This is a genomic window from Aeromonas taiwanensis, assembly GCF_000820165.1.
Classification (GTDB): Bacteria; Pseudomonadota; Gammaproteobacteria; order Enterobacterales; family Aeromonadaceae; genus Aeromonas; species Aeromonas taiwanensis.
On record NZ_CDDD01000059.1, the window covers coordinates 78,792 to 97,930 of the forward strand.

21 protein-coding genes are annotated in these 19,139 nt (G+C 60.7%); 7 read left to right on the forward strand and 14 right to left on the reverse strand.

The features are described 5' to 3' along the window. The first annotated feature begins 59 nt into the window (after window positions 1-59). Entirely contained in the window at window positions 60-650 is a 591-nt protein-coding gene (gene cysC / locus BN1136_RS11525; protein ID WP_043764179.1) for an adenylyl-sulfate kinase, read from the forward strand. Window positions 651-1,742: 1,092 nt separating this feature from the next. Here the strand turns inward: cysC and BN1136_RS19895 are convergent. The 10 genes from BN1136_RS19895 to BN1136_RS11570 form a co-directional block, all read right to left on the reverse strand. Continuing rightward, window positions 1,743-2,546, reverse strand: a complete 804-nt coding sequence (locus tag BN1136_RS19895; RefSeq protein WP_081843920.1) for an HNH endonuclease — start codon at window positions 2,544-2,546, stop codon at window positions 1,743-1,745. 680 nt (window positions 2,547-3,226) lie between these two features. Beyond that, window positions 3,227-4,867 carry a methyl-accepting chemotaxis protein gene (locus tag BN1136_RS11530; RefSeq protein ID WP_043764180.1) on the reverse strand — a complete coding sequence of 547 codons (1,641 nt, stop codon included), beginning with the start codon at window positions 4,865-4,867 and terminating at the stop codon, window positions 3,227-3,229. Window positions 4,868-5,103: 236 nt separating this feature from the next. After that, window positions 5,104-5,946, reverse strand: coding sequence for a TIGR03899 family protein (locus BN1136_RS11535; RefSeq protein WP_043764181.1), 843 nt, complete (start codon window positions 5,944-5,946; stop codon window positions 5,104-5,106). Window positions 5,947-6,066: 120 nt separating this feature from the next. Continuing rightward, complete coding sequence (locus BN1136_RS11540) at window positions 6,067-6,540, reverse strand: DUF3299 domain-containing protein (protein ID WP_043764182.1); 474 nt, start codon at window positions 6,538-6,540, stop codon at window positions 6,067-6,069. Between the two features lie 208 nt (window positions 6,541-6,748). Then, window positions 6,749-7,996 carry an ABC transporter permease gene (locus tag BN1136_RS11545; protein ID WP_043764183.1) on the reverse strand — a complete coding sequence of 416 codons (1,248 nt, stop codon included), beginning with the start codon at window positions 7,994-7,996 and terminating at the stop codon, window positions 6,749-6,751. A gap of 55 nt (window positions 7,997-8,051) precedes the next feature. Then, on the reverse strand, window positions 8,052-8,738 hold the full coding sequence (locus BN1136_RS11550; protein ID WP_043764184.1) for an ABC transporter ATP-binding protein: 687 nt from the start codon (window positions 8,736-8,738) through the stop codon (window positions 8,052-8,054). Between the two features lie 4 nt (window positions 8,739-8,742). Further along, the gene (locus BN1136_RS11555) at window positions 8,743-9,345 is read right to left on the reverse strand and encodes a DUF2796 domain-containing protein (protein WP_043764185.1); all 603 of its coding nucleotides are present in this window, start codon (window positions 9,343-9,345) and stop codon (window positions 8,743-8,745) included. 34 nt (window positions 9,346-9,379) lie between these two features. Then, entirely contained in the window at window positions 9,380-9,670 is a 291-nt protein-coding gene (locus tag BN1136_RS11560) for a hypothetical protein (RefSeq protein ID WP_043808512.1), read from the reverse strand. 44 nt (window positions 9,671-9,714) lie between these two features. Continuing rightward, the gene (locus BN1136_RS11565; protein ID WP_043764188.1) at window positions 9,715-10,257 is read right to left on the reverse strand and encodes a YtfJ family protein; all 543 of its coding nucleotides are present in this window, start codon (window positions 10,255-10,257) and stop codon (window positions 9,715-9,717) included. A gap of 204 nt (window positions 10,258-10,461) precedes the next feature. Further along, a complete protein-coding gene (locus BN1136_RS11570; RefSeq protein WP_043764189.1) occupies window positions 10,462-11,340 on the reverse strand; it encodes a hypothetical protein in 879 nt (292 codons plus the stop codon). Window positions 11,341-11,464: 124 nt separating this feature from the next. Here BN1136_RS11570 and BN1136_RS11575 point away from each other — a divergent pair, with 124 nt between their 5' ends. Beyond that, a complete protein-coding gene (locus BN1136_RS11575) occupies window positions 11,465-11,815 on the forward strand; it encodes a hypothetical protein (RefSeq protein ID WP_152552650.1) in 351 nt (116 codons plus the stop codon). A 25-nt stretch (window positions 11,816-11,840) separates the two neighbouring features. Here BN1136_RS11575 and ppa read toward each other — a convergent pair whose 3' ends face one another. Next, entirely contained in the window at window positions 11,841-12,371 is a 531-nt protein-coding gene (gene ppa, locus BN1136_RS11580) for an inorganic diphosphatase (protein ID WP_005335667.1), read from the reverse strand. A gap of 234 nt (window positions 12,372-12,605) precedes the next feature. Between ppa and mpl the strand changes: the two genes are divergently transcribed. After that, window positions 12,606-13,973 carry a UDP-N-acetylmuramate:L-alanyl-gamma-D-glutamyl-meso-diaminopimelate ligase gene (mpl, locus tag BN1136_RS11585; RefSeq protein WP_043764190.1) on the forward strand — a complete coding sequence of 456 codons (1,368 nt, stop codon included), beginning with the start codon at window positions 12,606-12,608 and terminating at the stop codon, window positions 13,971-13,973. Beyond that, window positions 13,973-14,584 (forward strand): flavin prenyltransferase UbiX, encoded by a 612-nt coding sequence (locus BN1136_RS11590; RefSeq protein ID WP_043764215.1) that lies wholly within the window; start codon window positions 13,973-13,975, stop codon window positions 14,582-14,584. Before mpl ends, BN1136_RS11590 begins: the two co-directional genes overlap by 1 nt. Window positions 14,585-14,656: 72 nt before the next feature. Here BN1136_RS11590 and BN1136_RS11595 read toward each other — a convergent pair whose 3' ends face one another. Beyond that, a complete protein-coding gene (locus BN1136_RS11595) occupies window positions 14,657-15,268 on the reverse strand; it encodes a TetR/AcrR family transcriptional regulator (protein WP_043764191.1) in 612 nt (203 codons plus the stop codon). A gap of 201 nt (window positions 15,269-15,469) precedes the next feature. Between BN1136_RS11595 and hpt the strand changes: the two genes are divergently transcribed. From hpt to BN1136_RS11610, 3 genes are all read left to right on the forward strand, one after another. Continuing rightward, on the forward strand, window positions 15,470-16,000 hold the full coding sequence (gene hpt, locus BN1136_RS11600; RefSeq protein ID WP_043764192.1) for a hypoxanthine phosphoribosyltransferase: 531 nt from the start codon (window positions 15,470-15,472) through the stop codon (window positions 15,998-16,000). Between the two features lie 110 nt (window positions 16,001-16,110). Beyond that, window positions 16,111-17,028, forward strand: coding sequence for an ABC transporter ATP-binding protein (locus tag BN1136_RS11605; protein ID WP_043764193.1), 918 nt, complete (start codon window positions 16,111-16,113; stop codon window positions 17,026-17,028). Continuing rightward, complete coding sequence (locus tag BN1136_RS11610) at window positions 17,025-17,798, forward strand: ABC transporter permease (protein ID WP_043764194.1); 774 nt, start codon at window positions 17,025-17,027, stop codon at window positions 17,796-17,798. The genes BN1136_RS11605 and BN1136_RS11610 overlap by 4 nt, the downstream gene beginning before the upstream one ends. 60 nt (window positions 17,799-17,858) lie before the next feature. Here BN1136_RS11610 and BN1136_RS11615 read toward each other — a convergent pair whose 3' ends face one another. Beyond that, window positions 17,859-18,206 carry a putative quinol monooxygenase gene (locus tag BN1136_RS11615; protein WP_043764195.1) on the reverse strand — a complete coding sequence of 116 codons (348 nt, stop codon included), beginning with the start codon at window positions 18,204-18,206 and terminating at the stop codon, window positions 17,859-17,861. Between the two features lie 18 nt (window positions 18,207-18,224). Further along, a complete protein-coding gene (gene panC, locus BN1136_RS11620) occupies window positions 18,225-19,079 on the reverse strand; it encodes a pantoate--beta-alanine ligase (protein ID WP_043764196.1) in 855 nt (284 codons plus the stop codon). Window positions 19,080-19,139 lie beyond the last annotated feature (60 nt).

Genomic DNA, 19,139 nt, shown 5'->3' on the forward strand with positions numbered 1-19,139 from the left:
TGTTAAGGCAGAAAGCCAAGGCGCTGGCGTAAAGGCGTGAGCGTCACAAGGAGTGTTAAATGAGCAATATCGTGTGGCACGACCATGCCGTGGGCAAAGAGCGTAGGGCCGAGCAGAAGGGACAGAAGCCGCTGGTGATCTGGTTCACCGGGCTCTCGGGGGCGGGCAAGTCCACCCTGGCGGGGGCGCTGGAACAGGCGCTGGCGGCAGCGGGCAAGCACACCTATCTGCTGGATGGGGACAATGTGCGCCACGGCCTGTGCGGCGATCTCGGCTTCGATGACGCCGCCCGCCAGGAGAATATCCGCCGGGTCGGCGAGGTGGCCAAACTCATGGTGGATGCGGGCCTCATCGTGCTCACCGCCTTTATCTCGCCATTCCGCGCCGAGCGGGATCTGGTACGCAATCTCGTGGGTGAAGGGGAGTTTGTCGAGGTGTTCGTAGATGCCCCCCTGAGCCTGTGCGAAGAGCGCGATCCCAAGGGGCTCTACAAGAAGGCGCGAGCGGGGGAAATCCGCAACTTCACCGGTATCGATTCAGCCTATGAGGCACCGGAAAGCCCTGAGATCCACCTGCTTAACGCCGGCAAGCCGGTGGAAGCGCTGGTGGATGAGTTGCTGACCGCCCTGCGGCAGGGGAACTACATGTAGTTGTTGAGTGGCGCCGTCTTACGCCGGGAGACGGATTGCTATCCCGGCAACCGTGTATTCACTCGGACAGCAAGCTGTAAGCAGCAAACAGATCGCAGGCGTGGGGAGCAAGGGCAGAGGAACCCTCTTTGCCCGTCTCGCCAGCGTGCCATTGAATCGGAAGAACATATAACAACCGCCCTGCAGCCGTTAAGTTGGCCACCACGTGCGCTAATGCGCTGGCGGCAGCCACTATAAGTAAAAGTTGGGTCATCAGCGGAAAACCCATAAATCCAGCTTATAGTGGCACCAGTGAACCTTGAGCCACCGCAAGGCAGCCGATATCAATCCCGCAAGGTTATTTCCCGATCCTTGCTTATATCGTGGCGGGGCTATTCGCGATTGTCCGAATACGCTGCGCTATTCGAACCTACGGGTTGACCGCGTTGCGGCAGCGTGGGCTGATAAACTGATGTCGATTTGCTTTACCGGGCATCAATAGCAGAGTGGGCCTTGGCCCCTTTGTTTATTTCCTGCCCATGATGCCCCTTGTTGTCAGTCACTAACAGCTTCATGGCGGTTTGTTAACCGTTCACCCGTTAGAAGTTAAACCGTTAATGCTAACTTTTCTTGATGTCATCGATAAATCCAAGATCTGTTAATTCCTCTTCACGCTCTTCTGTTTTAAATGGTTTTGATACAAACAATAAATATGAATTCGATATTGTGCGCATTTCTATAATCAAGAAATTTTTCCGGATTTACCTTTGATAATTAGGCTGTGAATATAATGGTTATCGCTATATTTAATTGTCATAGAGCCAAAAATAAATATTATAAGCAATCTGCTTGAGCTCTAGGGGGCATGAGCATGTGACTCCGCTTTATATTGGATGTTGTGTTTTTATTTATTTAAAACCTACACGCTAACAAATAAATTTTTGATTTCAAGGGGGCACCCTTTTTACCATTAATCTAAATGGCCATAAACCAATTGTTGTCAGGATGCCAAAGGTGGCGCCCCAAAACACTCCCCCAATAATGCTCATTAATTACGACGCATTCTTGTCTTTTTAAGGGTGACATCGACTTATGGGACACCCGAAAACCGTTCTACATGATTTTTTTTGTTTGGATTCTCTTCAAATTTGAGTTGATGATTTTTCTTAATTCCAAAACAGGTTCTTTAGATTTAATACGATGCAACATAGCATGGCAATTTGGGCATACAGGGAGTAAATCCGTCTTGTAATTAACCTTATATTCTTCACCAATATCTGATATTGGAACTAAATGATGAACATGAATAAATCCCTTAGCCACGTCGCCATAGATCATTGATAAGTCAATCTTGCAAACATTGCATGTAGTTCCATGGTGTTTTATGCACAGATCCCTGGCTTCTTTACTACGCTCATACCTATTGACAAATATTTGTTTTTTTAAACCTTCCGTTAATATAAGTGACGAGTCGATTTCATCTGGGAAGAATACGGTATCAAAATTAATATAGAAATATTTCTCAATATAGTTAAGTAACTTTGGTTCTTTATCTAATTTTTTAGGGCCTTGAGGCGCAGCTCTTAGACCATGTTTCAATAATCTTTCAAGAGAGAGTTTGGGGCTGTTAATTTGTTCAACCAATTCCAATCGCATGTAAACACCAAGCAAAGACTTCTCATGTTCTTCTTGATTAGTCCAATATTTTATGTCATCACGAATTTCTTTTGAATTTAAGTTTGTTTTGGTGATAATGCATTTATATTGAATCCTTCCTACAGGTTTAGTCACATAAATATAAACAGTATCTAGATTTTGGTATTTTATTGTACCTTGACGCCAATCGATGAATCCGTGATCTTTAAAAGAGGATGCGTGATCGTATACCTCTGAATTTGCTGAGATCAGCCAATGCATAAGTGTTTCCTAAAAATTGAAACAGTGATGAAATTGAAGGCGGCATTAACACGTTAATACCGTCTTCCATCTAACGTCGCTCTGTCTTGATGCAGGAAATATAAATAATATATAAAATCAATTGTTTACATTCCTGCCTCTGAAGCTGGGCGTGTTCTTTTGACGCCCTTTTTTCGCAGCCATTACCACAGCTTAGAAAGACAGCTAAGGTATTGGCGTCAGCAAGGCTACCGCCCCTGAATTCCAGCCTCCAGCCTGCTGCGCTTTCCCTGCGGTGTGGCTCTGGTCTGGCTCATGGCTGACTCCGACGAGAGGGTTTCCAAACGATAATGTTACCGAACGGGGCCGGGTAGGGAAGGGGAAATTGGTCGTTTCTCGGGCAAGATCAATAAATTGACTGGCATGGTGGGGTGATGGGGCGTCCCCGCGCCCAGGGTGCATGGGAATGGGGCGGTTGCTATCTGGAGTGAGAATCCTGGAGTGGGAGTCTGGTCGGGCATTGAGGGAGGGGGCCGACGTGCTCGGTGATGCGCCCCTCGACCCAGCGAAGGGCGCTATGCCATTGCCGGTACGCCAGGGCGCTGGGACAAGGACTGCTGTCGGCGCTATCAGGGGGACTTTCGCGCAAGGGGCCCGGTATCGGTCACGATACCGGGCCCCTTCGTCTTCTAGGGCTCTTGTCAGCGGGCGGCGAGGGCCGCGGGGGCTTTTATGGTCAGCTCGGGGCCGTCGGCAGGGGAGGGCGGGGCCGGGTGTGGCTGGAACTGGCGTACCAGCCGCTCCAGCTCGCCGAGTTGGCGCACCAGCTGGACTATGCCCTGCACGGCGTGGCGGCTGCCCTGGCTGGAGTCGTCCGCCAGGGTCTTGATGTTGAGCACGCTGCGGTCGATGTCGGCCGTGACCTGGGATTGCTCCTGCACCGCCTGGGCTATCTGGTTGCTGCCGGCGGCCACCTGCAGCAGGCGGTCGCTGATCTGTTGCAGCACGTCGCCGGTGGCGGCGGCCTTGAGGCGGCAGCTGGCGGAGAGCTTCTCCCCTTGCGCCATGGCCTGCTCCGCATCCCCGGCACTGGCTTGCAAGAGGCTTATCATCTTCTGGATCTCGCCGGTGGAGGACTGGGTCTTGATGGCCAAGGATCTGATCTCGTCCGCCACCACCGAGAAGCCGCGGCCCGCCTCGCCGGCCCGGGCCGCCTCGATGGCGGCGTTGAGGGCCAGCAGGTTGGTCTGGTTGGCGATGTTGTTGATGACGTCCAGGATGCCGTCGATGGCCCGGCACTGACCGGCCAGGGCCTCGATCACGGCGCGGGAGGTGATGAGCTCGCCGTGCATCCCCTCCACCTCTTCGATGGTGGCCTGCACGCTGCGATTGCCCTCCCGGAACAGGTCGGCGGTCTCGTCCAGCCGGTCGGAGGCGGCAGTCGAGCTGTGGGAGACCTCGCGGATGGACTCCGCCATCTGGGTGATGGCGGTTGCCACCTGGCTGGTCTGGGCCTGTTGCTGCTGCAGGTTGCCGGTGATGGTCTCGGCGTTGTGCAGATCCGTCTGGGCGGATGTCAGGATCTGATGGCAGGTCTGCTGGGTGCGGGCCAGCACCGCATTGAATTCCGCCTGGTTCATCTTCATGGCGAGTTCGACGGCAGCCAGGCGATCGACCCGGCCGGTGTAGAGCAGCTGCATCAAGGGGTTGTCAAAACGGCTGCGGGCCAGGGTCTCTAGCCGCGCGAGGCGGCGGGAGAGGACCTGGTTGATGACGAACGCCAGCACCAGGGGCAGGGCGCCGAGGCCAAGGGGCCAGCCGATGCCCTGCTGGTAGCCGAGGGCAAGCAGGGCCGCGAGGCCCAGCAGCAGGCAGAGAGCGAGCGCGAGCGTGTGGGAGAAGGGGGGCAGGCGCAGTGCCAGGGGGGTCTTGCCCTCGCGCAGCGCGGCGTAGACGCTTTCTGCCCGCTGCTTGACCCCCTCGTCCGGCGCCGTGCGCACGGACTGGTACTCCACCACCTTGCCACTCGCGTCCTGAATGGGGGTTACGAAGGCGTTGACCCAGTAGTGGTCCCCGTTCTTGCAGCGGTTCTTGACCGGGCCCATCCAGCTCTTCCTCTCCCGCAGGTGGGCCCACATGTCGGCGAAGGCCTGGGGCGGCATGTCGGGGTGGCGTACCAGGTTGTGCGGCGCGCCCTGCAGCTCCGCCAGGGTGAAGCCGGCTATCTGGCAGAACTCGTCGTTGGCATAGGTGATGCGACTATCCAGATCCGTGGTGGAGATGAGGTTCTGGTGCTCGGGGTAGAGGCGCTCACGCTGGGTAACGGGTTGGTTGATTCTCATGGCAGTGTCCGACTGTGACGAGGTGATGAGTCCCGTTGCAAGTCGTGCACCAGAGTGGTCGAAAACGCTCAAAAGGCGCTCAAGGCGAATAATGTTCGACCAAGGTCCGTAAAGAGCCAAAAGGGGCGTCAGGGTCTCGGTAGCGGGTTGAATCGATTCGCTTTTTGAGAGCCATTTTGGCAACGGCGGGGGTGGTTTCGCAATTTGGCAAGGGGCCGCCCGGGGTACCGAAGAGATCAGGCGGGCGTGTCGGCCGTGTTTGCGGGGATCTGGGTCTCGATCTGCAGGTGGGTGGAGAGCAGGGTCTTGAGATCCTGCAGGTACTCTTCGAGAGGCGGCTCCTCCAGCAAGAGGGCGAGCTCGTTGCCGATGGGGGTGAGCCGGTAGTAGAGCAGGGTGAGGTTGCTCTGGCGCAGGCGCAGGCGCCAGCGCTGGTTGCCGAAGGCCAGTTCGACGCCCTCGGCGGGCAGGGGACCGGATTCGAGTTCGCCACGGTGCAGCAGGCCGAGATCGCACAGCAGCAGCAGGGCGCTGTAGGGCACCCGGTATTTGCCGAGCCCCATGCGGGTGACCTTGGCGCGGCTCAGCAGCCCCGCCCCCTTGTGCATGCCGAGCAGCAGGCGCTGCTCGTCGCTCCCCTCGTAGTGGCAGGAGAGGGCGCAGATCCGCTGGAACAGCTGGGCTTCCCGCTGGGTCATCTCCTTGAGGGTATTGAGGGCACGGATGGAGAAGCGACCCGGGGTCGCCACCTCCAGGGCGAAGATCCGCCCCCACAGCTGCTGCATGGGCACCATGCTGATGTCTTCCGCCAGTTGCAGGAAGCGGGTCAGCCAGTCGCCGTCCATCTCGCCGCCGGCGGCCGTCTCTGCGCAGTGGCGGGTGGCCATCACCATGATGGCTTCCAGGTTGCGCTGGCGGGCGGCCTGTTCCGCCAGCTGGCGAAACTGGGCGCGCTGCTCGAAGGTGCTGTCGCTGTTACGGGTGAGCATGCCATCGATGCCACGGCTGCGGGCCAGGCGCAGGGTCTGCTCCTGGCTGCTCAGGATGGAACTCTCTTTCTTGGGGGGCAGGTCAGCCATGCTGGCTCCGTGATCGCGGGGTCCGGTAGTGAATGTTACTCCAACCGTGCGCCCGGACAATCCCCTTGGCGGGGTGACCACGGCAAAGAAAATGGCCTCCCGCAGGAGGCCATCAGGGGCTTACTCTTCGTAGACGCTGACGTCGACCGCGTCCATGGAGTAGGAGGCGGTGGCCATCTCGTGGCTGGAGCTGACCGTGCGCATCTTGCCCTTGACCCAGATGGCGTCCCAGAGGTCATCCACCGGCGCTCCCTTGGGGTAGCTCACGTAGATCACCTGGTTGGTGGGGGGCGGCGGCACGTGGATGCAGGCGCCGAAGTAGGGCACCAGCAGGAAGGCGGTGACCGTCTTGGCATCCCCTTCCAGGGGCACCACGAAGCCGGGGATGCGCACCTCCTGCTGGTCGAGCTTCTTGTTGACGCCCCCCACAGGCTGGGGCACCGAGGCCAGGTTGCCGTCATGGCTCACCTGGGGCGGGGGCAGCAGCTTCTCCCCTTCCGGGATGAGCACATCCCAGTCGATGGTCTTGTAATCGGCTGCCATGGCGGGCAGTACCAGCAGGCTGGCCAGCAGCGCCACTATGTTCCACTTCATTTTCTGTCCTTCTTTCTCTTGTCGGGTACGTCCAGGGTCAGACGCGGATGCGGATGCCATCGCGCGGGCTGTATCGCAGAGTGGACGCGGGCGGCAGTGCAGCCCCCGTCCATCGTGTCATCGTCATATCCGGATGCTCATGCCATCGCTCAGGCTGTAACGCAGAGTGGACGCGGGCGGCGGTCAGCCCCCGTCCATCGTGTCATGGTTATATCCGGATGCTCATGCCATCGCTCAGGCTGTAACGGTAGGCGCGGGCGGCGGGGAGCAGGCCGATGACCATGCCCGCCAGCCAGACCAGCCCCAGCAGTTGCCATTCGTAGGCGCTCGGCAACCCCAGGCTCAGTTGCAGGCCATAGTGGCTGAGCAGCCAGGGGGTGGCAAGCCCCTGGCCGAGGTAGAGCACCGCCACCCCGACGGCCATCCCCACCGTGGTGAGTGCCATGGCCTCCAGCGCCAGCAGCAGGAAGAGGTGGCCAGGGCCTGCCCCCAGGGAACGCAGGATGGCGAGCTCGCGGCGCCGCTCGTTGAGGCCGGCGAGCAGGGTGGTCAGCATGCCGATGAGGCCCGCCACCACCACGAAGCCCGCGATGACCGAGAGCGCTGTCTCCGCCACGCTCATCAGCCCCCAGAGCTCCTGCAGGGCGGCCCCCGGCAGGATCGCCATCAGGGGCTCCTGCGGGTAGGTGTTGATGCCGCGTTGCAGCTGGAACGCCAATATCCGGTTGCTCAGGCCCACCATAAAGGCGGTGATGGTCTTGGGGGTCAGATCCTGCGCCAGCGCCTGCTCGGGGGTGACGTTCTTGCTGTGGCGGCCGGTGTCCCAGCCGAGGTGAATAGCCTCTATCCCCGCCAGCGGCACATGGATGGTGCGATCGATGGGAGTGCCGGTCGGCGCCAGTATCCCCACCACCTTGAACGGCAGGTTGTCGTGCTGGCTGAATGAGGTGCTACCGGCGCCGTGGGCGATGACGATGGCTTGATCCAGCTTGTAGCCGAGCTTTTCGGCCACCTGGGCACCGAGCACCGCCTCGAACGGCGTGTCGAACGGCCGCCCCTCGCGCAGCAGCAGCGACTGCTGCTGGCCGTACTTCAGGTGGGTGAAGTAGTCCCCGTTGGTGCCGAGCACCCGGAACCCCTTGTGGGAGTCACCGAGGGAGAGGGGAATGGTCCAGGCGATGCCGGGCCTGGCCTTGATGGCCTGATAGGCCTCCCACCCCACGTTGTTGGTGGGGTTGCCGATGCGAAACACCGAGTAGAGCAGCAGGTTCACCTGACCGGAGCGGGCGCCGACGATGAGATCGGTGCCGGAGACGGTGTTGGCGAAGCTGTCGCGCGCCTGGCTGCGCACCCGCTCCACCCCGAGCAGCAGGGTGACGCTGATGGCGACCGCCAGCAGGGTGAGCCCGGCGGTGAGGCGGCGGGCCCAGAGGCTCTTGAGGGCGAGGGTCAGCATGCGCACCTCCGCGGCGAGGCGTGGCGGGGGAAGGCGGACAAACAGGTGCGGGTCATCATGCGGCCCTCCGGTTGAGCTGTTGCAGGTTCTCCACCCGGGGGAAGAGCGGCTCCAGATAAGGGTCGTGGCTCACGAAGACCAGGGTCGAGCCCTGCCGGTCGCACTCCTCGAACAACAGCTTGATGAAGGCGGCCCGGTTGTCGGTGTCGAGGGCCGAGGTGGGTTCGTCGGCGATCACCAGCGGCGGCGAGCCGATGAGCGCACGGGCGGCGGCCACCCGCTGCTGCTGGCCGATGCTGAGGGCATGGACGGGGCGATGCAGCGCTTCGGCTGGCAATTGCAGTTCCCCCAGCAGGCGGCGGGCCTCCTGCTCCGGGCTCCCTTTCAGGCGAGCCCGCTTGGCGGGGGAGAAGGTGAGGGCAGCGGTCACGTTGTCCTGCACCGATAAAAACGGCAGCAGGTTGAACTGCTGGAAGATGTATCCCAGATTGGCCGCCCGGAACTGGTCGCGGGCACGGCCACAGAGCCGGGCCAGGGGCTGGCCCAGCACCTCCAGGGTGCCGTGGTCGGCGGTCTGGATCCCGGCCAGCAGGCCGAGCAGGGTGGACTTGCCACAGCCCGACGGCCCCTTGATGAAGACGCGCTCCCCCTCCTGGATACGAAGGGCGGGCAGATCGAGGACAGCCTCGTGACCCGGCCAGGCAAAGGCCAGCTCGCGGATCTCAACCACGGCATTGTTCATGGCGTTACCAGCTCAGCTTGTTGGCGGACGGGGTGAGCTCGGCCGCAGTCTGGCCGGTGGGCAGTATGCCCTGCACGCTCAGCTTCTCCAGGCTCGGGTAGCGGCCAAACAGGGTGGCTTCCAGGCCGGTCAGCTTGGCCGGGGTCTCGCAGGTGTAGGTATACATGGCCCCGAGATCGGCATGACCGGCGTCATCATGATGGTGGTCATCGTGATCGCTGGCAGCCTTGTCATGGTCATGGTCATGGTCATGGTCATGGTCATGGTCATGGTCATGGTCGTGATCTTCCTTGGGGACATTGAGCTCCTGTTGGGTCAGGGTGCAGCCGGCGGCCGGGTCGAGGCGAAAGAGGGCGTCGGGCTGCTTGAGCAGGGTCATGGCCTCGGCATAGCGGGCCTTCTCCTCGTCGCTCCTGGCGGCGTGTTCGAAACCCACCAGGTCGGCGGCGGGGGCCTGCAACTCGACCATCAGCTGCTTGCCGTCGAGCACCAGATTGAGGTGGCCGTGGCCGTGCTCGTGGGCACCGTGGCCGTGACTGTCGTGTTCATCGTGGTTAGCCTGGGCGCTAAAAGCGGCAGCGGCCAGCAACAGGGTGACTGCTTTCATCGTTAATCCTTTGAAAAAATTGGAAGAAATAGATTTAACCGGAGAAGGGATGAAGCAGTGGCGGGGCACGAATGCGGCAGCGGGTCGACGGGGTGGACGCTATGGCGGGCAGACGCGCATCGGCGGGCAGGCCGGCGGTAATCTGCAAAAACGGGGCGGGCAGGGTCGGGGTCAGCGCCAGCTTGCCATCCAGATGCAGGGCGCAGAGGATGCAGGCGTGGCTGTGACCGGGCAGGTCGGCTTCGAGCGGATGCTGCGCCAGCGCCGGTTGCAACCACAACCAGCCCAGCAGCAACAACCAGATCTTCAGCTTGGTACGACCCATAGACCCCTATGAAAGGGGCGCCATCAGCGCCCCTCTTCTCTGACTCAAATGTGGGACTGAATGAGCCCCATCACCTTGGTTATCTCGGTGGCATCGAGCTGGCCATCTTTGGCAAACAGCACCTTGCCCTCTTTATCCAGCAGTATGATGGCCGAACTCTCCGGCGCGAGATCCCAGGCGTTGCGGGCCATGCCCTTGGCATCCAGCACCATGGAGGACCAGGGGAACTCCTTCTTGCTGTCCTCGGCGCTGCTCTTCACAAAGCCGGACGTGCCCCAGATGGCATCATTGCTGTTGATGATGGTCACGGTCTGGTACTTGTCGTGGGGCAGCTTGGCCGCCTTGATCGCCTCGATCATGGGGGCGTTCAGCTCCTTGGCGCTGGAGCGACCCGCGATGTGCTGGATCAGGAAGACCTTGCCGTTCAACACCTTGCTCTGCCAGGGTTGATAGCCGATCTCTTTCTCTTTGAGCACCAGCTCCCCGCTGTCGCTGATATTGACCAGCGGCACCTGGGCCGACTCCTTGAAGTTGTGAGCCATGGCCAGGGTTGGCAGCAGCGCCAGAGTAAGCACGAGATGTTTCATCCGTATGACACTCCTTTGTGATGTTATAACGATTTTTGGATCGAGGGAATGGGACCCTGGACATCCTAAACTGATCGGATCTGTTTAAAAAGTGTTAAATCTTCGAGGGTGGGGTGGTGGCTGTGCCAGTGATTTTTCCCACCCCCGAAGGAGGGCGGCAAGGATGGCACGATGCCGGTGAAAATCAAATATTGATGGCGGTGTTCAGTAGAGGGGTTCACTCACCAGGGGGATCTGGGCCATGGTCATCTGCTGGGCCAACAGGGAGGAGCCGGTCAGCAGCACGTGGCGCTGGTTGCCGATCACCAGGGTATCCCCTTGCAGGCCGCTGTCCGCCGTGATGGCGAGCCAGGCCGGCGAGACGCTTCCGATGCTGATGTTCGGGTAGATGATGCTGAGACTGTATTGCGGCGCGAGCTCGGCCAGGAGGCTGGCCATCAGCAGCGCCTTCTCGTCGCTGTCGGCCTTGTTAGCCTGCAAGGCTTGCAAGGGCGGCGCGAAGTGGTCCATCTGCTCGGGTGGGGTGGGGATGCCGCTCAGCCACTCCTGCACCAGGGCGACGCTGGTGGCGAGGTCCTTGGCCAGAAACTGCCGGGCCAGGGGTTTGAGATCCCCCTTGAACTGGTAGAACAGCTGGGAATAGTTGGGACGCACGCAGGGCAGTTTCTGGTTGGCCGGGTGGATGCAGGGCTGGACGCGCATCTGGTAGAAGGCATCCTCCTGATATTGCCGGTAGGCCTGCCAGAACTGGATGGATTCGAAGCTGCTGTCGTGCAGGGTGAATGCCTGCTCCAGGTTGCGGAACTTGGTCGCCGTCTCGGGGCTGTGCTCGTTGATCTGGTTGATGCTGTTGTAGAGGCGGGGGCTGATGTAGGAGTAGAGCGTCTCCAGCGGGAAGTTGAGGGCGGTATCGAGTTGCGTCATCTCGTGGCGGCTGGCGGAGAAGACGCGCTCATCCTTGGTCAGTTGCAGGTGCTTGCGCTGCCCGTCGGCGGATTGCCACTGCCAGCTCAGATTGATCTCGTTGGCCCCCGCAGTGGAACCGAGAAGCAGGCTCCACAGCAGCCCTAATGCCAGTTTCATGGTGTGCGTCCAGCCAGGGTCGATAATAAACAACTAGGTGAGTGACCGGCATTTGGATTGGTCTGGTGATGGGAATATTGGTAATAGTCTGATTTGGTTTTAAATTTAATTTGGGAAATAAGTCATGCAGGAAATGATCATGAAGCTGGTTCCAGTGCTTCTGCTGGTGTTGGGAACGTCGTCGGCACAGGCGGGGCAGGTCATCGTCAATCAGGGGCTCTCCAGTGCGGACACCTTCGCGCTGCGGGATAAACTGGCGCGGGAGCATGAGTGGCAGGAGTGGCTGCGCTTCCAGCAGGCCGTCAAGTGGCTGGAGGTGCTGCCGGTCAATTGCGAGGTGGTGGGGGGCGCCGGGCAGGAGTACCGCTGTGGTGACGACTATTACCGCCCCTATCGGCAAAACGGGCGCGACCTCTACATTCAGGGGGATCCTCCCGGTCCGTCCCCGCAACGACCAATAAAAAAGGCGCCCTGAGGCGCCTTTTTCACGAAGGATAAGCTTATTTGGCAGCGTAACGCTCGGCAGAGGTCTTGATCTCTGCTTCGGCAGCGGCCTTGTCGCCCCAGCCTTCGACCTTGACCCACTTGCCCGCTTCCAGCTCTTTGTAGCGCTCGAAGAAGTGCTGGATCTGGGCTTTCAGCAGCTCGGGCAGATCGTTCACATCCTGGATGTGATCGTACTGCTTGGTCAGCTTGGAGTGCGGCACGGCCACGATCTTGGCGTCTTCGCCAGATTCGTCGGTCATCTTCAGCACGCCGACCGGGCGGCAGCGAATGACGGAGCCGGCCAGCAGCGGGTAGGGAGTCGGAACCAGCACGTCGACCGGATCCCCGTCCAGGGACAGGGTGGCGTTCACATAACCGTAGTTGCACGGGTAGAACATCGGGGTGGACATGAAGCGGTCAACGAAGATGGCGCCGCTGTCCTTGTCGACTTCGTATTTGATCGGGTCGGCGTTCTGCGGGATTTCGATGATGACGTAGATGTCGTCAGGCAGGCTCTTGCCGGCCGGTACCAGGTTCAGGCTCATGACGTTTCCTTTGAGTGTTGGAGTCAAGTTTGCAGGCCGACATTATAGCGATGTCCCGTGAAATGACCATATTTCGAGGGCAGGGAGCCGGGGGCAGGGATGCCATCTCTCCCGGCATTGTCCGATTTCTGTCGTCTTGCCATGGCCGACTCTCCTCTCGCCATGGTCGCGGCTTGTGCCATCAGGTCAACAGATCCTAGAATGCGCACTCCCTTTACTGGAAAAGGCAGTGGTATGCACATTCACATTCTCGGGATCTGCGGCACCTTCATGGGTGGTCTGGCGGTGTTGGCAAAGCAGCTTGGCTATCGGGTCACCGGCTCGGACGCCAACGTCTACCCCCCCATGAGCACCCAGCTCGAGCAGCAGGGCATCGAACTGACCGAAGGGTATGATCCCTCCCAGCTCGACCCGGCCCCGGATCTGGTGGTCATCGGCAATGCTATGAGCCGTGGCAACCCCTGCGTGGAGTATGTGCTGGATCGCAACCTGCCCTATATCTCCGGCCCCCAGTGGCTGCTGGAGCACGTGCTGCAGGATCGCTGGGTGCTGGCCGTGGCGGGCACCCATGGCAAGACCACCACCGCCAGCATGCTGGCCTGGGTGCTGGAGTACGCCAAGCTCGAACCCGGTTTCCTCATCGGCGGCGTACCGGGCAACTTCCCGGTCTCCGCGCGCCTGGGCTCTGCGCCCTTCTTCGTCATCGAGGCGGACGAGTACGACTGCGCCTTCTTCGACAAGCGCTCCAAGTTCGTCCACTACCATCCGCGCACCCTGGTAATGAACAACCTGGAGTTCGACCACGCGGACATCTTCCCGGATCTCGCCGCCATCCAGCGCCAGTTCCATCACCTGATGCGCACCGTGCCGAGCAACGGCCGGGTGCTGTTCCCCCAGGCAGATGACAACCTCACCACCGTGCGGGAGATGGGCTGCTGGAGCGAAGTGGAGCTGGTGGGTCAGGACGACGCCAAGTGGAAGGCGGTCAAGCTGGCCGACGACGGCTCCGCCTTCGAGGTGTGGCTGGATGGCGAGAAGCAGGGGGAGGTGCGCTGGGAGTGCATCGGCGAGCACAACGTCAACAACGGCCTGATGGCCATCGCCGCCGCACGTCATGCGGGCGTCATGGTGGAGCACGGCATTGCGGCCCTGTGCCGGTTCAAGTCCCCCAAGCGGAGGATGGAACTCAAGGGCGAGGTCGCGGGTGTCAGCGTCTATGACGACTTCGCGCACCACCCCACCGCCATCGAGACCACCCTCGGCGGCCTGCGCGCCAAGGTAGGCAAGGCCCGCATCCTGGCGGTGCTGGAGCCGCGTTCCAACACCATGAAGCTGGGGGTGCACAAGGAGGAGCTGGCGGGCTGCTTCGAGGGTGCCGACGAGGTGCTCTTCTTCCAGCCGCCCAACATCGGCTGGGATCTCGGCGAGGTGACCGCCCACATGCGCCGTCCGGCCCGGGTCTTCGACGAGCTGGATGGGCTGATTGACACCCTGGTGGCCGAGAGCCGCGCGGGGGATCATATTCTGATCATGAGCAACGGCGGCTTCGGCGGCATCCATGGCAAGCTGATCGCCCGCCTCCAGGAACGGCAAGAGGCATGATGAACAAGGCCATTACCCTGGCGCTGACCGGCGCCTCCGGCGCTCCCTATGCCCTGCGCCTGCTGGAGTGTCTGGTGCAGGCGGACTACAAGGTCTACCTGCTCGCCTCCTCCGCCGCCCGCGTGGTGCTCAAGACCGAGCAGCAGCAGGATTGGCCGGGCGGTCCCAAGGAATTGTCTGCCTATCTCTGTCGTCAATACGGCGCCAAGGAGGGGCAGATAGTGGCCTGCGGATCGGCGGAGTGGTTCTCACCGGTCGCTTCTGGCTCGGCAGCGCCAAAACAGATGGTGGTCTGTCCCTGCTCCATGGGCACTGTCTCGGCGATCGCCAGCGGCGCCTCGGACAACCTGCTGGAGCGGGCGGCGGACGTGGTGATCAAGGAGCGCGGCCAGCTCATCCTGGTGCCCCGCGAGAGCCCCTTCTCGGCGATCCACCTGGAAAACATGCTCAAGCTCGCCCGTCTTGGAGTGACCATCATGCCTGCGGCGCCCGGCTTCTATCACGAGCCGAAGCGCATCGAGGATCTGGTGGACTTCATGGTGGCGCGGATCCTGGATCACCTCGGGATCGCCCACGAGCTGACCCACCGCTGGGGCTATGCCCAGCCCTGATAGGGCGCGAGGCGGATAAAAAGAAGCGGCGCCGACCTGCGAAGGTCGGCGCCGCTTCTGTTTGGGGGAACATCAGGCCTGGATGGGGGCCGTCACATACTTGAACAGGAAATCGGTCACCTCTTCCCGGTTCGGACGCTGGGGTTGATTGATCATCTGCATCATGACGTAGCCAAAGCCGGTCAGGGAGCGGGCCAGATCCTGAGCCGACAGCACGCTCTTGATCTCGCCGTTGTCCATGGCGGTCTGGAGACGGGGGGTGATCATGGCCATCATCTTGTCCAGCAACCGGGTGTAGCGGGGCCACACCTCTTCCCGCACCGAGGAGCTCCATTCCAGCCAGATGCTGGCATGGTCCGGCATGTCATAGGCCGCATCGACGGCGAGTTTCACATGGCGGTGGATGCACTCCCTGGCGGATCCCTGGCCGTTGTAGGCCTGATCAAGGATCTGCTGGACGTAGGCTTCGATCTCCGTCAGTACTTCATCGACCAGATCTTCACGGGTATTGAAATAGTTGAAAACAGTGGCGACGGAGACCTTGGCCTGTTCGGCAATCTCGGCATGCCCCGCACGGCCGATGCCGCGGCGGGAAAATACCTCGACGGCACACTCCATCAATTGATCCCGACGAGCCTCCGGCGACAGCCGGGTTCGACGTCTTATTTCTGCGCGTGGTTCCATAGTATTTTCATCTAATAGTTATTGATTATGGTGTTTATAGTATTGTCACCGATAATGCCCGAAGGCTTGCTAACTCTATCAAGTAAAATAAGCCGATAAAAGCATCACGTATGCCTGACGCCTCTCGGTTGGAGTGGTAGAATCCTCGGTTTTGGTGTTAATGAACGGCCAATAACCCTTTGGCCATTATTGGAGTATGTGATGAAACACATTGTCGAGGTGATGATCCCCGAGGCCGAGGTCGCAGCCCGCATCGCCAAACTGGGTGAAGAGATCACCGCCCGTTACCAGGGCTCCGAAGAAGTGGTCATGATCGGCCTCCTGCGCGGCTCCTGCGTCTTCCTGGCCGACCTCTGCCGCCAGTGCCAGTTGCCCATCACCCTGGACTTCATGACCGCCTCCAGCTATGGCTCCGGCATGCACAGCACCCGCGACGTGCGCATCCTCAAGGATCTGGATGACGACATCAAAGGCAAGGACGTGGTGATCGTCGAGGACATCATCGACACCGGCTACACCCTCAACAAGGTGCGCGAGATCCTCTCTCTGCGCGAACCCAGGTCCCTGGCCATCTGCACCCTGCTGGACAAACCGTCCCGCCGCGAGGTGCAGGTTCCGGTAGACTGGATCGGTTTCTCCATTCCGGACGAATTTGTGGTGGGCTGTGGTATCGACTACGCCCAGAAATATCGTAATCTGCCGTTCATCGGCAAGGTCGTTCCGCAGGAATAAGCCAGGCTCACAGTGGCGAAAGCAGGATGGCGTTTCACCATCGACTGCTTGCAGGCGGCCTTGGCCGCCTTTTCTGTCTCGGGATGGGCTCATCCATCACAGGGGTTGCAATGAACGCATTGGAAATCAGCGGTCTGAAGAAGACCTATCAGGGGGGCGTCGAAGCCCTCAAGGGTATCGATCTCACCGTCAAGCAGGGGGATTTTTTCGCCCTGCTAGGTCCGAACGGAGCCGGCAAGTCCACCACCATCGGTGTGATCAGCTCCCTGGTCAACAAGACCCAGGGCAAGGTGAAGGTGTTTGGCTACGACATCGACACCGATCTGGAGATGGCCAAGGCCCAGCTCGGCCTGGTGCCCCAGGAGTTCAACTTCAGCATGTTCGAGAAGGTGAGCCAGATAGTGACTCACCAGGCCGGCTTCTACGGTGTGCCGAAGGCCGAGGCCAAGGTGCGCGCCGAGAAGTACCTGCGCCAGCTCGATCTCTGGGACAAGCGCGACATGGCGGCCCGTACCCTCTCCGGTGGCATGAAGCGCCGGCTGATGATCGCCCGTGCCCTGATGCACGAACCCAAGCTGCTGATCCTGGATGAACCGACCGCCGGGGTGGACATCGAGATCCGCCGCTCCATGTGGAGCTTCCTCAAGGAGCTCAACGAGCAGGGGGTGACCATCATCCTCACCACTCACTACCTGGAAGAGGCGGAGATGCTGTGCCGCAACATTGGCATCATCGACAAGGGCCGCCTCATCGAGAACACCAGCATGAAGAGCCTGCTCGGCAAGCTGGGCCGCGAGACCTTCCTGCTGGATCTGGTGCCGGGCAGCCGGGCGCCGAACCTGCCCGAGTTCAACGGCCGGATGCAGGACGAGCACACCCTGGAGGTGGAGCTGGAGAAGAGCCAGTCCCTCAACAGCCTGTTCGAGCAGCTCTCCGCCCAGGGGGTGCAGGTGCTGAGCATGCGCAACAAGGCAAACCGGCTGGAAGAGCTGTTCGTCAATCTGGTAGAGGAGGGTCGCAAAGCATGAACCCCATGACCTATTACATCGCCTTCAAGAGCATCCTGGCCAAGGAGGTGAGCCGCTTCACCCGGATCTGGATCCAGACCCTGGTGCCGCCCGCCATCACCATGAGCCTCTACTTCGTCATCTTCGGCAACCTCATCGGGTCGCGCATCGGTGACATGGGGGGCTTCAGCTACATGGAGTTCATCGTGCCCGGCCTCATCATGATGTCGGTCATCACCAACTCCTACTCCAACGTCGCCTCCTCCTTCTACAGCGCCAAGTTCCAGCGCAACGTGGAGGAGCTGCTGGTGGCCCCGGTGCCGAACTACATCATCATCGCCGGCTATGTGGGCGGTGGCGTGGCACGCGGCCTCTGCGTCGGCCTCATCGTCACCCTGGTGTCGCTGTTCTTCGTGCCGCTGCAGATCCACCATCTGTTCAGCGTCTGCGTGACCGTGCTGCTGACCTCCATCCTGTTCTCCCTGGGGGGGCTCATCAACGCGGTGTTCGCGAAGTCGTTCGACGACATCAGCATCATCCCGACCTTCATCCTGACACCCCTGACCTATCTGGGGGGCGTCTTCTACTCCATCAGCCTGCTGCCGCCGTTCTGGCAGGGCGTCTCCCAGGTGAACCCCATCATCTACATGGTGAACGCGTTCCGCTACGGCTTCCTCGGCATCTCCGACGTGCCCCTCGGCACCGCCTATCTCATCATCATCGGTTTCATCCTGGTGCTGTACGGGCTGGCCTGGTGGCTCATCTCCCGCGGCACCGGTCTGCGCCACTGAGGCGCAAACCGGCCAGCAAAAAGGCGCCCTCGGGCGCCTTTTTATTTGCACGTTTCGGCGTCAGAGCGCCGGGGCGTCATAGTCCGCCGGTTCGTCGCTGTAGACGCAGACGTTCCACTTGGCGGCCAGGCCGTCATCGGCGAGGCAATAGCGCTCGAAGAAGGCCTTGATTTCGCTGCGCTGGCAGTGGGCCTCGAAGCTCGCCATGTCGCGCCAGATCTCGTTGAAGACGATGGGGAAACTCTCCCCCTCGGCGAAGGGGCTCTGGAGGTGGCGGGTGACGATGTACTGCAGACAGCCATCCTCGCGCAGGGTGTTGGGCTCGAGCCCCTGCAGGACCCGGAACAGGGCCTGCTCCTGGCCCGGCTTGGGCTGGAACTGGGCGATGCAATATACCTTCTTGGACATCTTCTCTCCTTGCCGCGATCAGCCCCTGAGGGTGACCACGCGGTTGTCGATAAGGCGGGCCTTGCCCAGATAGGCGGCCATCAGGATCACCAGGCGCTGGCTCTCGGCGCTGGCGGATTCGAGGGTATCGGCATCGACGATGTCGATGGCATCGGTCCGAAAGCCTGCGTTGTCGAGGCGCTGGCTGGCGCGGGCCACCAGGGAGGGGAGGTGACGATCCCCCCCTTCGATCTGCTCGGCGATCCAGTTCATGGTGCGCGCGAGCTCGGGGGCCAGGGCGCGCTCGGCGGCGGTCAGGTAGCCGTTGCGCGAGGAGAGCGCCAGGCCATCCTCGGCACGCACCGTGGGCACGCCCACGATCTCGATGGGCATGGCCATGTCGGCCACCATCTTGCGAATGAGCGCGAGCTGCTGGTAGTCCTTCTGGCCGAAGCAGGCCACGTCAGGCTGCACCAGGTTGAAGAGCTTGGTGACGACGGTGCTGACCCCGCGGAAGTGCCCCGGGCGCAGCGCCCCTTCCAGCAGGCTGGAGAGGCCGGGCACCTCTACGAAGGTCTGGCTCGCGAGCCCCTGGGGATACATGATTTCCGGGGTCGGGGTAAAGACCATGTCCACCCCGGCGGCCTCCAGGGCGGCGCAATCCTGCTCCAGGGTGCGCGGATAGTTGGCGAGATCCTCGGCCTTGTCGAACTGCAAGGGGTTCACGAAGATGCTGACCACCACCTTGTCGCCATGGCGGCGGGCCTCATCGACCAGGGTCAGATGGCCCTGGTGCAGATTGCCCATGGTGGGCACGAATGCGATGGCACGGCCTTCGCGATGCCATTGACCTATCTGTTCGCGTAGCGCGGCGGGATTGTTCACAACCAACATCGACAGTTCACCTTCAGAGGAATCAAAAAAGAGAGGGGTCATGCAGTCAGAGGGGAGGGC

What these genes read in the sequence shown, in the direction of transcription:
- cysC (WP_043764179.1), top strand. Translation starts at nt 60, where the DNA reads ATGAGCAATATCGTGTGGCACGACCATGCCGTGGGCAAAGAGCGTAGG.
- BN1136_RS19895 (WP_081843920.1), bottom strand. Translation starts at nt 2,546, where the DNA reads ATGCATTGGCTGATCTCAGCAAATTCAGAGGTATACGATCACGCATCC.
- BN1136_RS11530 (WP_043764180.1), bottom strand. Translation starts at nt 4,867, where the DNA reads ATGAGAATCAACCAACCCGTTACCCAGCGTGAGCGCCTCTACCCCGAG.
- BN1136_RS11535 (WP_043764181.1), bottom strand. Translation starts at nt 5,946, where the DNA reads ATGGCTGACCTGCCCCCCAAGAAAGAGAGTTCCATCCTGAGCAGCCAG.
- BN1136_RS11540 (WP_043764182.1), bottom strand. Translation starts at nt 6,540, where the DNA reads ATGAAGTGGAACATAGTGGCGCTGCTGGCCAGCCTGCTGGTACTGCCC.
- BN1136_RS11545 (WP_043764183.1), bottom strand. Translation starts at nt 7,996, where the DNA reads ATGCTGACCCTCGCCCTCAAGAGCCTCTGGGCCCGCCGCCTCACCGCC.
- BN1136_RS11550 (WP_043764184.1), bottom strand. Translation starts at nt 8,738, where the DNA reads ATGAACAATGCCGTGGTTGAGATCCGCGAGCTGGCCTTTGCCTGGCCG.
- BN1136_RS11555 (WP_043764185.1), bottom strand. Translation starts at nt 9,345, where the DNA reads ATGAAAGCAGTCACCCTGTTGCTGGCCGCTGCCGCTTTTAGCGCCCAG.
- BN1136_RS11560 (WP_043808512.1), bottom strand. Translation starts at nt 9,670, where the DNA reads ATGGGTCGTACCAAGCTGAAGATCTGGTTGTTGCTGCTGGGCTGGTTG.
- BN1136_RS11565 (WP_043764188.1), bottom strand. Translation starts at nt 10,257, where the DNA reads ATGAAACATCTCGTGCTTACTCTGGCGCTGCTGCCAACCCTGGCCATG.
- BN1136_RS11570 (WP_043764189.1), bottom strand. Translation starts at nt 11,340, where the DNA reads ATGAAACTGGCATTAGGGCTGCTGTGGAGCCTGCTTCTCGGTTCCACT.
- BN1136_RS11575 (WP_152552650.1), top strand. Translation starts at nt 11,465, where the DNA reads ATGCAGGAAATGATCATGAAGCTGGTTCCAGTGCTTCTGCTGGTGTTG.
- ppa (WP_005335667.1), bottom strand. Translation starts at nt 12,371, where the DNA reads ATGAGCCTGAACCTGGTACCGGCCGGCAAGAGCCTGCCTGACGACATC.
- mpl (WP_043764190.1), top strand. Translation starts at nt 12,606, where the DNA reads ATGCACATTCACATTCTCGGGATCTGCGGCACCTTCATGGGTGGTCTG.
- BN1136_RS11590 (WP_043764215.1), top strand. Translation starts at nt 13,973, where the DNA reads ATGAACAAGGCCATTACCCTGGCGCTGACCGGCGCCTCCGGCGCTCCC.
- BN1136_RS11595 (WP_043764191.1), bottom strand. Translation starts at nt 15,268, where the DNA reads ATGGAACCACGCGCAGAAATAAGACGTCGAACCCGGCTGTCGCCGGAG.
- hpt (WP_043764192.1), top strand. Translation starts at nt 15,470, where the DNA reads ATGAAACACATTGTCGAGGTGATGATCCCCGAGGCCGAGGTCGCAGCC.
- BN1136_RS11605 (WP_043764193.1), top strand. Translation starts at nt 16,111, where the DNA reads ATGAACGCATTGGAAATCAGCGGTCTGAAGAAGACCTATCAGGGGGGC.
- BN1136_RS11610 (WP_043764194.1), top strand. Translation starts at nt 17,025, where the DNA reads ATGAACCCCATGACCTATTACATCGCCTTCAAGAGCATCCTGGCCAAG.
- BN1136_RS11615 (WP_043764195.1), bottom strand. Translation starts at nt 18,206, where the DNA reads ATGTCCAAGAAGGTATATTGCATCGCCCAGTTCCAGCCCAAGCCGGGC.
- panC (WP_043764196.1), bottom strand. Translation starts at nt 19,079, where the DNA reads ATGTTGGTTGTGAACAATCCCGCCGCGCTACGCGAACAGATAGGTCAA.